Origin of the sequence: Candidatus Hydrogenedens sp. (genome assembly GCA_035378955.1) — a bacterium.
Lineage (GTDB): Bacteria > Hydrogenedentota > Hydrogenedentia > Hydrogenedentales > Hydrogenedentaceae > Hydrogenedens.
Genome location: DAOSUS010000079.1, coordinates 1 through 14043, shown reverse-complemented (window position 1 = coordinate 14043; position 14043 = coordinate 1). Strand labels below are relative to the sequence as shown.

The window sequence follows — 14043 nt, the reverse complement described above, 5'->3', positions numbered from 1 at the left end:
CATTACATAGTAAGCAACCTTAGAACCAAACATAATTTCAATCTTTTTCAATAAATCAAAAGCATCTTTATTCCCATCCTGTTTTTCCATCATAGATGTTAGAAACGATTCCCTATTTTCTTTACCATCTTTTTCTAACACTTCCACAAATCTATCCGCCATCTTGACAGCAAAAGGTTGACTCTGGTCTTCAACTGAATCGTGCAATAATGCTGCAACAAACTGGTCTTCATCTCCTCCCTCTTCCAGAACCTTACTTGCAACAATGAACAAATGGGTTACATAAGGGACATCTCGACCTTTCCTTTTCTGTTCTTTATGCAAAGCCATTACGAAATCTATTGCCTGCAAGACCCTTCCCGTATTTAATTGAATCATCAATCTTTACTCCTTTTTTTGACCTTGCTTCTCAAGATACTCGATAAGTTTATGAGGAAAATCTGTTTGTATTCCATCAACACCCCGATTTATCACTTCTTCCCAGGAGTCAGGTCCTGCGTCATCCATAAACACAAGCACTCCCCGTTCATGACAGGTTTTCACAAAACTTGCCGTGCATGATTTGAAATCCGATGCAATCACAGGTGGAGAAAACCGTGTGAGGATGTATTCAAGATGCTTTTCGGGTCCCGGGTCGGGCATGATAAAACAGTCTGGACATTCTTTTTTTACAGTCTCAAGGACCCTCGGGCCTCCATACCAAACAACACGATGTTTCATCCCATACCTATCAAGTTTTTCAAGGACTTCTTTAGGGTCTGCATTTTTCATATCCAGATACAACCCCACTTTCCCTTTGCATAATTCTAAAATCTCATCAAAAGTAGGGATTCGCTGGTTTGCAAATTCGGTCCCAACACGACTACCAATATCTATCTTCTTTAATTCCTCTAATGAAAACTTTGATACTTCTCCTTTAACATCCTTTGTATAATCATCTATCTTACTATTATGAATACTTACAATTGCCCCGTCCGCTGTTGTTCGCAAATCTATCTCGATGAAATCGACATCTAACTCAATGGCTTTTTGATAGGCTATCAAGGTATTTTCTGGATAACCCTGATGAAATCCACGATGGGAAATTACATATACACCCCCATGTTTGGGAGCAGGCAAAGAGACCTTTCCTGCTTCTGCAAATAGCGTCGAACTTGTTAAAAACAAACAGAAGGCAATATATCCTATAAAAGAAACTTTTCTCATTATTAAATTGTCCTTATGTTATTTGTTTCTTTTCTAATTCGTTATTTCTTTTTTTCTTGTGGCAAGGAATAATATAGTGAGTAGGATAGATACAAAATCTATATAATATGACATTTTATTTTCAGAAGATTGTCCACATCCAAAAAGATAATATGCTTTAGGGGCTTTAATTCCTATCCCTTGAAGAGTTATTTCTGCACTTTGTCCTTCGGATGCAACTACTTTTAACTTGCCCTGATATTCTTTGGCTTTCAGGGGAATAAATTTAATTTTGATTACCGCAGATTGGTTCTCAAACAGGGAAAAATTTGTATCACCTGTTATAAAAAATACTTTTTCGTCATTAGAATTGCTCTGCTCTGTATTTTCCAGTGTAACAGACCCGGACAATATCCCCTGTCCTTTATTGATAATATACATCTCCTTCTCAGACATTTTTCCTACTTCTACAAAACCAAAAACATAATCATACTGGGGAGACGGTTGAATGGTTAAAACAGGTGGATTATCAGGCCACAACTGTGATTGAATTGAAAGAAGAATAAAAATAAAGGTAGTAAGAAAGAACAAATTTTTCATCCAAATTCTCCAGTATAATTTTTATTAATAGTCTATTATTATAATGTCTTTTTATAGAGTTTGGTTCTTAATATTGTAAAAAAAGTATACGCACAAATTAAATTCCGTTTTCCATACTCATAAAACAACCGACCCCTACATCGTCTTTGATGCAGGGGTCGGAATTATATCAATTGTTATCTACTGCGTCTTAACTATTATTGGCTCTTTTCCTTCTGAGGACGAAGAACATTACCGCACTTGTCATCGTGATGAACATCAAATCACCCATGTAGTTGGTTGTTCCTTCTGTCGGCGAACAAGAGATGAATAAGAATCTGCGTTTCGGTTTGTAACCTTCACCTGTAAGGTCAACATATACCTCTTTCGCAGCACTGACACCATCCGATACAACAAATAGTACCTTACCAGCATATGTTCCGACTTTCTTCGGAGCAAATGCTACTTCAACATACTTCGCCTGGCCCGCAGGCACTTCTATATTTGCAGACTCGAATGTTACTGCAAATACATTGTTGGCTGTATCCTTAACATCAATTGCCACATTGACAGCAATCTTGCCTTTGTTTGCAAGGACAATCTTCTGTTTGTATGTCTTTCCAATCAATTGTTTACCGAAGTCAACAACCGCAGGAGTAACGGATAGATTTCCTGTAATAATCACAGGAGCCTCTTTCACAACAACCTTTCTGCTAACTTGTGCTTTATTGCCTGATGGGTCTTGTGCCGTGTAAACAAGTTGATATGTAGCAGCAACACTGGTATTTACTTTACCAGATACTTGAACTTCAAGAGCACCGGCACAATCATCAGTTGCTGTTGCACCTGGGTCGTTGAAGGCTTGTCCTACTTGAATTTCAATTACACTATCTCCATTCAAGGTTATTGTCGGCTTCTGTGTATCAACAACACGGACAACACGAGTCTTGGAATCGGAATTACCCGAAGCATCCGTGGCTGTATAGGTTAGCGTGTATTCACCTGGTGTATTGACATTTACATTACCTTCGGTTACAACTTCTAAGTTTCCACCGCAACCATCTGTTGCTGTTGCACCTGGGTCGTTAAATGTAGATTTACATTCTAACACTACTTCCGCATTACCAAGTAGTGTTACTACTGGTTTTGTTGTATCTACAACATTGACTGTACGGGTTATTGGATTTGCAGAATTGCCCGAATCGTCAGTTGCTGTGTATGTAATTGTATACGAACCAACTACATTTGTATCCACCGTGCCTGTGGCCGTAACAGCAACATTTGCATCACATGTATCTGTTGCTGTTGCACCCGGGTCAACAAAGTTCGATTTGCATTCTACAATAATCGGATTTTCACCTAATAAATTAATAACTGGTTTTGTAGTATCTACAATCTGAACAGGCATATCCTTTGATGATGTATTACCTGAAGCATCTTCGGCTACATAGCGCACCTTATATGATTTTCCCACAGAGGATGTATCTACAGAAGGTACTTCATATAATTCATATATGCTCTTAATTTCATATATAGCCGCAGCAGTTAACACCTGTAGTATACCACCACATTCATCAAGTGCTATTGCACCTGGGTCTATAAACACTTCACCACATTCTATTACCATTTCTTCTTGATTAAGAGTAATTACAGGAGGAGTTGTATCTACAATCTGAACAGGCATATCCTTTGATGATGTATTACCTGAAGCATCTTCGGCTACATAGCGCACCTTATATGATTTTCCCACAGAGGATGTATCTACAGAAGGTACTTCATATAATTCATATATGCTCTTAATTTCATATATAGCCGCAGCAGTTAACACCTGTGGTATACCATCACATTTATCAAGTGCTGTTGCACCTGGGTCTGTAAATACACCTTTACATTCAATGGTCATTTCTTCTTGATTTAATGTGATTTCGGGACCTTGAGTGTCAACGACATGAATTGTTCGCGTTTTGTTTGCACTATTGTTATTATTGTCAGTAGCGGTGTATACCAGTGTATAATCGCCTACTTGATTTTCATAAATATAACCGCTAACTACAACTTCCAAATTGCCCGCACATATGTCATTTGCCGTTGCACCTGGGTCAACAAAGTTTAATCCACATTCATGGGTAATCTCAGCAGCTCCGTTTAGAGTCACCGTAGGAGCTGTGGTATCTACAACATTCACAGTCCGTATTGCTTGTCCTGTCTTACCTGCACGATCTGTGGCAGTATATGTAATCTGATAACTACCTACCTGATTTGTATTAACTGTTCCCGTCTTATTTACTGTTAGGGCTCCATCACATGCATCATTTGCCGTTGCACCTGGGTCATTAAACACAGAACCACATTGCACCGTAAGTGGGTTAGCACCAATTATGGTAACAGTAGGTGCTAAGTTATCTCTTACCTGGACGGTACGCGTCGCTGTTGCTGTATTTCCATTAGCATCGGTTGCTGTAAATGTCACCGTGTAATCACCCGGCTCATTTGCATTGACGGCTGTTGCCGCATTATTTGTAACCGTCACATTACCCTGACATGCATCAGTCGCTGTTGCTCCTGGGTCACTATATACACTATGGCATTCCAGTAAATACGGATTAGGGCCTATAATTGTAATTACAGGTTTTGTCGTATCTACCACCCGAACAGTGCGTGTTACAGGGTCAGCACTATTACCTGAAGCATCAGTAGCTGTATAGGTTAGCGGGTATTCTCCCACTGTATTCGTATCTACTGTTCCTGAAACATTTACTACCACATTTGGGTCACAATCTGTTACAGTTGCACCTGGGTCGTTAAATGTTGATTTACATTCTACGTCAAAGGGATTAGCACCTAACAAGCTTATCACCGGCTTTGTTGTATCTACTACATGAACTATTCTCTGTGCCGTAACTGTATTGTTAGAACTATCTGTAACAGAAAAATCAACGGTATAATCGCCCGGAACCGATGTATTTACATTGTTTGTTACCTGAATTTGTTCGGTTAAATCACCATCCGGAACATCTGTTGCTGTGACTCCCGCATCTTGATATTCCGAACCGCATTCTATAGTTACTTCTGCATCACCTAATAATGTCAACTCCGGCGGTGTATCATCTATTAACTCACTCACTGCTATATCGCTCAGCAATTCTCCTCCACTCAAACGATACTTAGCCCGACCTGTAATTGTTTGAGGTCCTGAGGAACTTTCACTGGCTTTCATACGATATGTGAAAGAAGCACCACTTCCTGATAAATTCGGAACAAAAATGTAAGCAAAGGATAATGTTCCCGTAGCACCATAATTAGGAACGATTGGTGGTGTTGGATTTTCACTGGCTAAGGGTCCTTCATAAGTCCAACCTGCAGGAATAAATTCTTCATAACCTAATGCCGTTACAGGACTCGGACATGGACTATCCGGATTAATACGAATATTTATTGTAACCTCTACAACTTGACCCGGAATATAATAGTTCCTCGTGAAACTCCGACTAACTAACAAACAAGGAACTGAACCATCTAAATTTGTTTCTACTTTAGGCGAAAGTATAGAGTCACCACAAGTACGATAGACAACCGCACTCGATTTTGTTTCTGAACCTTCAACAATATCTCCACCAATCACCGCCGGTCCAGAAAAACTTTCGGGAACATTTACAATATATGTGAATTGAGCAGGAAATGAAGGAATATCAACATAAGCAAATTCTAACAAGCCCGTTTTTCCTATTGTAGGCTCAACCGGCAAACTACCTTCTAATAAGCCCTGATAGGTCCAGCCTGTTGGCAATGTATCCTGGAAACCCAATGCTGTTATTGCTTGAGGTCCTTCCTTCTCTATATGAATGGTTACATATATATCCTGACCTGGAATGTAAAAATTATTATTTACACCCGATACACCTGGACCAGATAATTCACGAGTAAAGGAAAGACTGGTTGGCTCTAATTGAATAACATTGATAGTAGTAGCACTTTCTAATTGAGGTCCCGTTGTACGATATAAAACCTTACCTTCAAGTTGTCCCGGTTCGCATATTGAAGTCGGGCAGGCAATCCGATAGGTAAAGGTTGCCGGGAACGAAGGAACAAAGATATAAGCAAAATTCAGTGTTCCTGTTTGCCCTGCATTCGGAACTATGGGCGGGGTTGGATATTCACTGGCTAAGGGTCCTAAATAGGAAAATCCTGCAGGAATCTTTTCTTCATATCCCAAAGCAGTAATCGTCCCTTCAGAACCATCATAATTGATTGTAACCTGAACAGATAATTCTGTCGTGCCATTGACAAAGTAGCCATTGGCATCCAGTCCTGTTATCTGTTTCGTTACACTCACCAATCCTTGTGCACTCATCGCTACCACAAGGAAGCCTATCATCAGTAGACATACAGAGATGGTTGTGCGTGTGCTTGTTAGACTTGCGATAAACTTTCCTGCTTTCATTTTTTTGCCTCCACTGTTCATTGTTTTATTAACCTAAATTCCTTTGTTTTCATTACAAAATTTTGAAAACGAAAAAACTACATACTATATATTACACAATTTTAACTCATTTGTCAAATAAATTTTTCTTTATTTACCGTAAAAGTTATATTATACTATACAATTTGATTTTTATAATGCAAATAAAAAATACTACAATCATAAATATATCAATTACTTAACAAAGGAGTAACCCAATGAAAAAAAGTGAACAAACCATAAAACATAAAACAGGCCGTCGCGATTTTATCAAGACAATCTCCATCGCCACATTAACCTCACCTATCATAGCCACAACTACCTCTGCTCAGGATACAACACCATCCAAGGGACGCATAAAGCAATCCGTTTCACGCTGGTGTTATGGGAAAATCCCCATGCCTGATTTTTGCAAAGCAGTAAAAGAAATCGGCTTGGTTGGTATTGATTTGCTTGACCCGAACGAATGGGCAATTGTTAAAGAGCATGGACTTATTTGCACAATGGCAAACGGTCCCGGCGGAATTGAAAAAGGTTGGAATGACCCCGCTAACCATAAACACCTCATTGACAATGCAGCAAAACGCCTCCGTGAAGTCGCCGAAGCAGGACTTACCAACATGATTGTCTTTTCCGGCAATCGCGGTAAAATTGATGATAAAGAAGGTTTAGAAAACTGCGTTAAAGGGCTAAAAGAAATTATGCCCTTAGCAGAGCAATTAGGTGTTAATGTTATTATGGAATTGCTCAACAGCAAACGCGACCACAAAAATTATATGTGCGACCATACCTCCTGGGGCGTAGAATTAGCAAAACGCATTGCTTCCCCGCGTTTTAAACTCCTCTATGACATTTACCACATGCAAATTATGGAAGGCGATATTATCCAGACACTCAAAGATAACATTCAATACATCGGACATATCCATACAGGTGGCGTTCCGGGTAGAAATGATATTGACGAAACACAAGAATTAAACTATCGCAGAATTTGCGAAGTGCTCGTAGAACTGAATTATGATGGCTTCGTCGCCCACGAATTCGTCCCTAAAAACCCCGATCCTCTCCAATCCCTAAAACGCGCCTTCGAAATATGTAATGTATAAAATTTTTGTTAGAGAATTATCCAGCATTTTATTTCGGAAATAGTTTGCTTCTTACTAAAAAATACTGTATTTAATTAATAATTACAAATATTTGCTCTCCCTCAACCGAAATATTATCCTGAAGAGACCGTGCTTTTTACTCTCCTTGATAATATTATGTCATGATAAATCTTCCAAAATTCTTTCCCGACATTATAAAAGCAAAACACGGTTGCTAATAACAAAATTCCAAAAATTCCCCATCGAAATTGTTTTGGAATTAAAGAAAATTGAGCCTTCCATAAATTATAAACTCGCCCTAAATAGATATTTTTTGCTAACCTTGCTCCCACTCGGGTAATAATTGCATATCGATGAACTATCCCTCCCTTTTTAAGGAATTGAATTCCTGCAGGACCTTTCTTCCCCGCTATAGATAACAAGTCAACCCCATTATCCATAGAAGATACCTTCTTAATTACATCTATTCCATCACTTCCTCCATTTTTCACCGCCAAATAAACTGCATCCGAATTTTTATCCATCATCTTCACCACAACATCCAAATCTAATGGCGTATCTATATGTTTCATAATAGTTGCTCCCCTACTCATCCCAACTTTGTCCACCATTTTTTGGATATTCTTAAAGGCAAGTCCTAAAGAATCGTCCAGTTTCATAGCTTTTGCAGACTTTTTACAACTTGAGATAATAAAATCAGCAAATTTGTTTGTAATTGATTTTACTTTACGAAATGCTTTTAATATAGATGGTACCCAATCTGCAATATCTACAAACTCTGTCAATAGTCCGATACTCGCCAATGCTACAATTACCGCGTCTGTCTCTTTTCCTGTTATTTTATAATAACCCTGTTTCACCAAATCTCGAACATCCCCATACGCAATTAAATCGGAAGCCATACCCCCTACGATTTCTTCAATTGAATCACCCGAGCCAAAAATAAAACCGTTAACAACCCTTTTGGCTCTACCCCAAAACGAATTTATTTCCTGATCCAATTCTTCCGCTAATTTTTGGGCTTCTAAATATTCGGGAAGGTCCGGATTTTTTGTAACATATTGTGCAAGTTCATAGGCTTCTTTTAATTTTCCCTCTTCTTTAAGCTTTTTAATATCGGGAATATAATTGTAATTGGGCAAATCCACCAAAGCCAAAACATTATCAAACAAACTCACTAAAACAAAAAAGGTTAATATGAGACATAACACACTAAACACTAAAAACTTTATTATCCGAACAACTCTTTCAATCATTTTATATTATATTCCTCCAATTTTAGATTTTTACATCAATATCTAATTTTATTGTAACAAAAAAGAAGCGATAAAAGTAATTGGAAGGAAAGAAAAGAGAACATATATAAAATAAATCTGTTCCCTACGACTTATAGGTCTTTATTATTCTCTTTATTTGTCTTCATTATTTTGATTGGCTATCGAGCAAAAGAGTTAAGCTAGGGGATTCAGGATTAGCAATTCTTCCTCATGCACCTTTATTCATTCGTTCTAATCGCTCCGAAAGAACATGGATAATATTCATTAAAAAACGAACGGCAATTTTCGTGTCCATCATGGTAGACAATTGGTGTTCATCCATCGTAAAAACACGAACAGGTGTAAGTGCTACCGCAGACGCCGTTCTCGGCGATTTGTTTAATACGGACATTTCCCCAAAAACATCCCCAACACCAATTACCGCAATTTCTTTCGCCTTTTTATACAATCCAACTTTACCGGATAATATAACAAACAAAGCCGAACCTAATTGCCCTTCATAAAAAATAGTCTTTCCTTGAGGATAATCAAAAACCCTCCCCTGTTTGAGAAGATGGGCAACTTCTTCAGCTGTTAGTTCTTTAAATATTGTTATTTTTTCTGCATACTGTTGATACTTCGCCAAATTTTCCATGTTTACACTCCAAAAAAACATTCTTATAAAATATAACATAATTTTATAAACATTTGTTTCACGATAAATATTGGTGACAAAAATGGAATTACAAATAAGAGCGGATTTAGATTATAGTAATAACAGGATTAATGTGTGCTATACATTACATATACATAGCGGATTTTTGCATAGTCTTTTTACCATGAACGATGGGTAGGAAAAAATACAATTGATTTAATTCATAACAATTTAAAATAAGAACGCCACGACAGTCTTCTGTCATGGCGCTATTCTGGATGCTTGCCCTTTCAGGCATTCCTGACTTCCGTGTCTTTTGCCTCAACCTCCATGTGTCGGCTTCCAATATTTATTATCGGCATAGAAAATATTTTCTTTAATAAAAATTTATTCCCGATTTGCGGAGATATAAACATAAATAACAGCTCCTTTAATGAAACAAAAAAATCAAAAGGTTTGCCTTTTGAAAAGTTTTTTTATTACACTTTTAATTCCATGTAAATAACATAAGGGGAAGTTTATGAAAGTATTAATAACAGGTGTAGCGGGATTTATTGGTTCCAGCCTTGCAGACCGACTTATAGCATGCAAACATGAGGTTATTGGAATGGATGATTTTAGTCCAACCTATGACCCACAGATAAAACGAAGATATATAGAAACGGCTTCCAAATCTGACCTTTTCACATTATATGAAGCAGATATATGCGACAGAGAAACCCTATATGAAATTTTTGAAAAACAAAGACCGGATGTAGTGGTTCACCTTGCTGCCCGTGCCGGTGTTCGTCCTTCTCTTGAAAATCCCGAGGAGTATTACCGAATAAACATTATCGGTTCGCAAAACATATTGGATGCTTGTCGGGATATCCGTCCTTCTCATCTTGTATTTGCGTCCAGTTCATCGGTATACGGAGGAAGTAAAGCCATCCCTTATTCCGAGGAGGACCCCGTAATGTTTCCCATCAGTCCCTATGCAGTAACCAAACGAACAAATGAACTCCAATCCCATGTTTATAGTTCCATCTACGGACTGAATGTAACCATGCTCCGCTTTTTTACGGTATATGGTCCGCGACAAAGACCCGATATGGGAATTCATAAATTTACAAAGCAAATCATCTCAGGGAAACCTGTCATTCTTTTTGGCGATGGGACTTCCGCTCGTGATTATACTTATATTGATGATATTCTGGATGGGATTATGAAAAGTATTGAGAGACCCTTTCAATATGAAATTTTTAATCTGGGTGAAAGTCGAACAACAAAACTTATTGACCTAATAGAAATCATTTCAAAATGTGTAGGCAAACCTGCGGAAATTGAATGGCAACCTTATCAACCGGGGGATGTAGAAATCACCTATGCAGATATTACACATGCCCAAACTTTACTTAACTACAAACCCTGCATCCCCGTAGAAGAAGGTATTCAACGCTATGTTCACTGGTTCAAAAAGTTTTACAATATTGATTAGGAGATAAACATGCAAGAAATCGGAAACAAAGAAAAACGCCGTGCCTTGATAACAGGAATTACTGGACAGGATGGCTCTTATCTCGCAGAATTTTTACTATCAAAAGGATATGAGGTATATGGTATTGTCCGCAGGTCAAGCACGGAAACATTCGAACGCATTGCTCATATTCAGGATAATATTACCCTCATTCAAGCGGATTTAACAGACCAGGTATCTGTGATTGAGGCTATCCAAACTGCCAACCCGCATGAAGTATACAATCTCGCGGCCCAGTCCTTTGTCCCTACTTCATGGAAGCAACCTATTCTAACGGGCGATGTAACCGCATTAGGCGTTACACGCGTATTAGAAGCCATTCGTGTAGTAAATCCCAAAATCCGTTTCTATCAGGCTTCTTCCAGCGAAATGTTTGGTAAGGTAAAGGAAACCCCTCAAACAGAAAATACTCCTTTCCACCCGCGTAGTCCCTATGGTGTCGCAAAAGTTTATGGTCACATGATTACCGTAAATTATCGGGAAAGTTATGATATTTTTACATGTTCAGGCATTCTTTTTAATCATGAATCCCCACGGCGAGGGCTTGAGTTCGTTACACGAAAAATAACTCATGGAGTTGCCTGTATTGTTCATGGATTGAAAAATGAATTGCTTTTAGGAAATCTGGAAGCCAAACGGGACTGGGGTTTTGCGGGTGATTATGTTGAAGCCATGTGGTTAATGTTACAGCAGGATACCCCCGATGATTATGTTATTGCCAGTGAAGAAACGCATAGCGTCCGTGAATTTTGTGAGATTGCATTTTCACATGTTGGACTGGACTGGCAAAAGTATGTTAAAACGGACCAACAATTCTATCGTCCCGCAGAAGTAAACTTGCTTCTGGGCAATTGTTCCAAAGCCAAAGCAAAATTAGGATGGAGAAAGAAACATTCATTCTCCGATTTAGTTCAAATGATGGTAGATGCTGACTTGAAATTTGTTGAGAAACATATTCGCGAATCAAAGGCAGAAGCATGAGCAAACGGGCTCTCATTACCGGTACCGGAGGTTTTGTCGGCAAACATCTAACCCGACATCTCCAGAACTCGGGTTGGGAAGTAATCGGTTGCGATATTACCTCTCAAACAGGTATACACACTTGCAATCTATTGGATAAAGAGCAAACCGAAAACTTCCTCAAAACCATAGGTCCTGTCTCCCATGTATTTCATCTATCCGCTATTAGTTTTGTTCCACAATCCATGCAAGACCCACTCTCCTGTTTTCAAACCAATACCGACAGCGTCATCACATTAACACAAATATTGAATAACCATTTTGGGCAAAACATTACCTTTATATTTATCAGCACTTCAGAGGTATATGGACCTCCGCATTATTTGCCTGTGAACGAGACACATCCGTTAAATCCTCAAAATCCCTATGCCATATCAAAACTTGCCTCAGATTTTTACTGCCAATACATTCATAAAAAGGGACTGTTAGCAACAGTTATCGTTCGTCCTTTTAATCATTCGGGGGCAGGACAAAACGAACGATTTGTTTTATCCAGTTTTGCTAAACAATTTGTTGAAATTGAAAAAGGATGGAAAGAGCCCGTTTTACATGTTGGAAATATTGAGGTAGAACGCGATTTCCTGCATGTATCCGATGTAGTCCGTGCCTATGAATTACTCGCCCAAGGAAAGGGAAACGGTGAAGTCTATAACTTATGCTCAGGTAAGTCTCATTCCCTAAAACAAATCATCCATATCCTTCAGACAATCACCGGCATAAAAGTTGAGATTTGTACTGATAAGGAAAGGACACGCACCAACGACATACCTATAATATGCGGGAGTTATGAAAAACTAAAAACAGACACTTCCTGGGAACCGAAATACGACATAAAAGATATTCTGAATGACTTGTTAATATATTGGAGAGAGAAAATAAATCCCACCGTTTAATATATATCTTGCGTTTTTTAATAATTTTTTTGTAAAATAATTATAGGTGCCGGGGTAGCTCAGTTGGTTAGAGCACTGGATTGTGGTTCCAGATGTCCTGGGTTCGACTCCCAGCCCCGGTACCATCCTACTTTGTTCTGTTTTACCTTATTATCCTGTTCCACCAACCAGGCAAGTCCATCGTCCAACATCTGAATTATTTTAATCCCATCGCTATCCCGCAAACCAGGATGGTCAATGGGATACCAGCGTATCTCTTTAGGTTCTCCCGCTGCCTCAAACAATATTTTTCCTGCTTCCGGGGTAACCAATGTGTCCTGGTCGCCATTCAAAAATAATAACGGCGTCGGGGAAGTATTTTTTGCGTAGTGAATGGGGTCAGCAACATTCATAATAAACGAAACAATAGGTTTCCCTATAGCATGAAGCCATTTCGGAGCATTATTTTTGATTGCGGGAGCATCCAGCATTCTTTTGATATTGCCACCGCCTACCACAAGTATAGACGCCTTAATTCGTTTTTCAAATGCAGTAAGGGTGCAACCAGTAATAGCCCCATAACTTGCACCAACCAGATAAAGACGATTAGCGTCAATATCCGGATGTGTTTGTAAATAATCAATAAGTCTTCGTGCATCATTAATGGTTTTCCATGGGCGTTGACGAAAGGCTATTGCTTGTTTTAACCATCCGCCTTGAATTTTTCGTTCTCCTTGCATACTCTGGTCAAAACTGACCATTGCAAATCCTTTTTCCGTGAAAGGTCCTGCTATTTCATGTATAAAACCTTTACTCTGTCCAATCCCATGAAGAAAAATAACACAGGGAACTTTTCCTTTCAATTCTGTAGGTAACAAAAGTAAAGCAGGAACGCGTTCGCCAGGTCTACTTTCATAAGAAAATTTAATGCTTTGAAAATGCCTGGGGCGTTTGACATTAAAAACCTCTATTTCATCATTGATTTCTTTTACTTCTTCAACCCGAACATTCAAGGGAAGTTTGGGATCATAGTTATTAAAATAAGTACGATCTGCGTAGAATTTAAATAACAATAAAACAAGAATTAGAGCAAGAATTACAATCCCAACCCACTTTAATATTTTCTTTACCATATCCATAAGACAAAACTCCTTCTTATAGTATTTAAAATCAATAAAACGCTAAATTTGACATTCTTTTTAACAAATTTGTTTCAAAGATTATCAGATTTTATGGTTTCCTTCCCAAAACAAAGGATACATCATTTGAAGCATTATTCGCAATAATTAAATCATAAATACCGTCTTTATCAATATCAAAAGGTATCCCTGATATAGGACTATGCCCTGCATAGTAATAATATGCTGATGAAAATTGTAACTTTCCCTTGTTTAA

General features: G+C 38.4%; 13 protein-coding genes and 1 tRNA gene. 6 read left to right on the top strand and 8 right to left on the bottom strand.

Annotated elements, in window-relative coordinates; genetic code table 11:
* The 4 genes from PLA12_12405 to PLA12_12390 all read right to left on the bottom strand — a co-directional run.
* Positions 1 to 378, bottom strand: a 378-nt coding sequence (locus PLA12_12405; protein ID HOQ33297.1) for an HD domain-containing protein, incomplete at its 3' end; no start/stop codon positions are given.
* A 6-nt stretch (positions 379 to 384) separates the two neighbouring features.
* Entirely contained in the window at positions 385 to 1206 is an 822-nt protein-coding gene (locus tag PLA12_12400; protein ID HOQ33296.1) for a glycerophosphodiester phosphodiesterase family protein, read from the bottom strand.
* Positions 1207 to 1239: 33 nt separating this feature from the next.
* Positions 1240 to 1785 (bottom strand): hypothetical protein, encoded by a 546-nt coding sequence (locus tag PLA12_12395; GenBank protein ID HOQ33295.1) that lies wholly within the window; start codon positions 1783 to 1785, stop codon positions 1240 to 1242.
* Between the two features lie 190 nt (positions 1786 to 1975).
* Positions 1976 to 6205 (bottom strand): DUF5011 domain-containing protein, encoded by a 4230-nt coding sequence (locus PLA12_12390; GenBank protein HOQ33294.1) that lies wholly within the window; start codon positions 6203 to 6205, stop codon positions 1976 to 1978.
* Positions 6206 to 6441: 236 nt separating this feature from the next.
* On the opposite strand from PLA12_12390, the gene PLA12_12385 reads away from it, so the two are divergent.
* The gene (locus tag PLA12_12385; protein ID HOQ33293.1) at positions 6442 to 7329 is read left to right on the top strand and encodes a TIM barrel protein; all 888 of its coding nucleotides are present in this window, start codon (positions 6442 to 6444) and stop codon (positions 7327 to 7329) included.
* 113 nt (positions 7330 to 7442) lie between these two features.
* Here PLA12_12385 and PLA12_12380 read toward each other — a convergent pair whose 3' ends face one another.
* The 4 genes from PLA12_12380 to PLA12_12365 all read right to left on the bottom strand — a co-directional run bounded on the left by PLA12_12380 (position 7443) and on the right by PLA12_12365 (position 9656).
* Positions 7443 to 8585, bottom strand: coding sequence for a hypothetical protein (locus tag PLA12_12380; GenBank protein ID HOQ33292.1), 1143 nt, complete (start codon positions 8583 to 8585; stop codon positions 7443 to 7445).
* Positions 8586 to 8814: 229 nt separating this feature from the next.
* On the bottom strand, positions 8815 to 9240 hold the full coding sequence (locus PLA12_12375) for a cyclic nucleotide-binding domain-containing protein (GenBank protein HOQ33291.1): 426 nt from the start codon (positions 9238 to 9240) through the stop codon (positions 8815 to 8817).
* Positions 9241 to 9385: 145 nt separating this feature from the next.
* Positions 9386 to 9538: a hypothetical protein gene (locus tag PLA12_12370; GenBank protein ID HOQ33290.1), complete on the bottom strand. Its 153-nt coding sequence runs from the start codon at positions 9536 to 9538 to the stop codon at positions 9386 to 9388.
* Positions 9531 to 9656: a hypothetical protein gene (locus PLA12_12365; protein ID HOQ33289.1), complete on the bottom strand. Its 126-nt coding sequence runs from the start codon at positions 9654 to 9656 to the stop codon at positions 9531 to 9533. The genes PLA12_12370 and PLA12_12365 overlap by 8 nt, the downstream gene beginning before the upstream one ends.
* A gap of 104 nt (positions 9657 to 9760) precedes the next feature.
* Here PLA12_12365 and PLA12_12360 point away from each other — a divergent pair, with 104 nt between their 5' ends.
* The 5 genes from PLA12_12360 (at position 9761) to PLA12_12340 (ending at position 13038) form a co-directional block, all read left to right on the top strand.
* Positions 9761 to 10717 (top strand): GDP-mannose 4,6-dehydratase, encoded by a 957-nt coding sequence (locus PLA12_12360; GenBank protein ID HOQ33288.1) that lies wholly within the window; start codon positions 9761 to 9763, stop codon positions 10715 to 10717.
* Positions 10718 to 10726: 9 nt separating this feature from the next.
* A complete protein-coding gene (gmd, locus tag PLA12_12355; protein HOQ33287.1) occupies positions 10727 to 11737 on the top strand; it encodes a GDP-mannose 4,6-dehydratase in 1011 nt (336 codons plus the stop codon).
* Entirely contained in the window at positions 11734 to 12669 is a 936-nt protein-coding gene (locus PLA12_12350; GenBank protein HOQ33286.1) for a GDP-mannose 4,6-dehydratase, read from the top strand. Before gmd ends, PLA12_12350 begins: the two co-directional genes overlap by 4 nt.
* A 48-nt stretch (positions 12670 to 12717) precedes the next feature.
* Positions 12718 to 12794 (top strand) — tRNA-His (locus PLA12_12345).
* Between the two features lie 112 nt (positions 12795 to 12906).
* Positions 12907 to 13038, top strand: a complete 132-nt coding sequence (locus tag PLA12_12340; GenBank protein ID HOQ33285.1) for a hypothetical protein — start codon at positions 12907 to 12909, stop codon at positions 13036 to 13038.
* The last annotated feature ends 1005 nt before the right edge of the window (positions 13039 to 14043 follow it).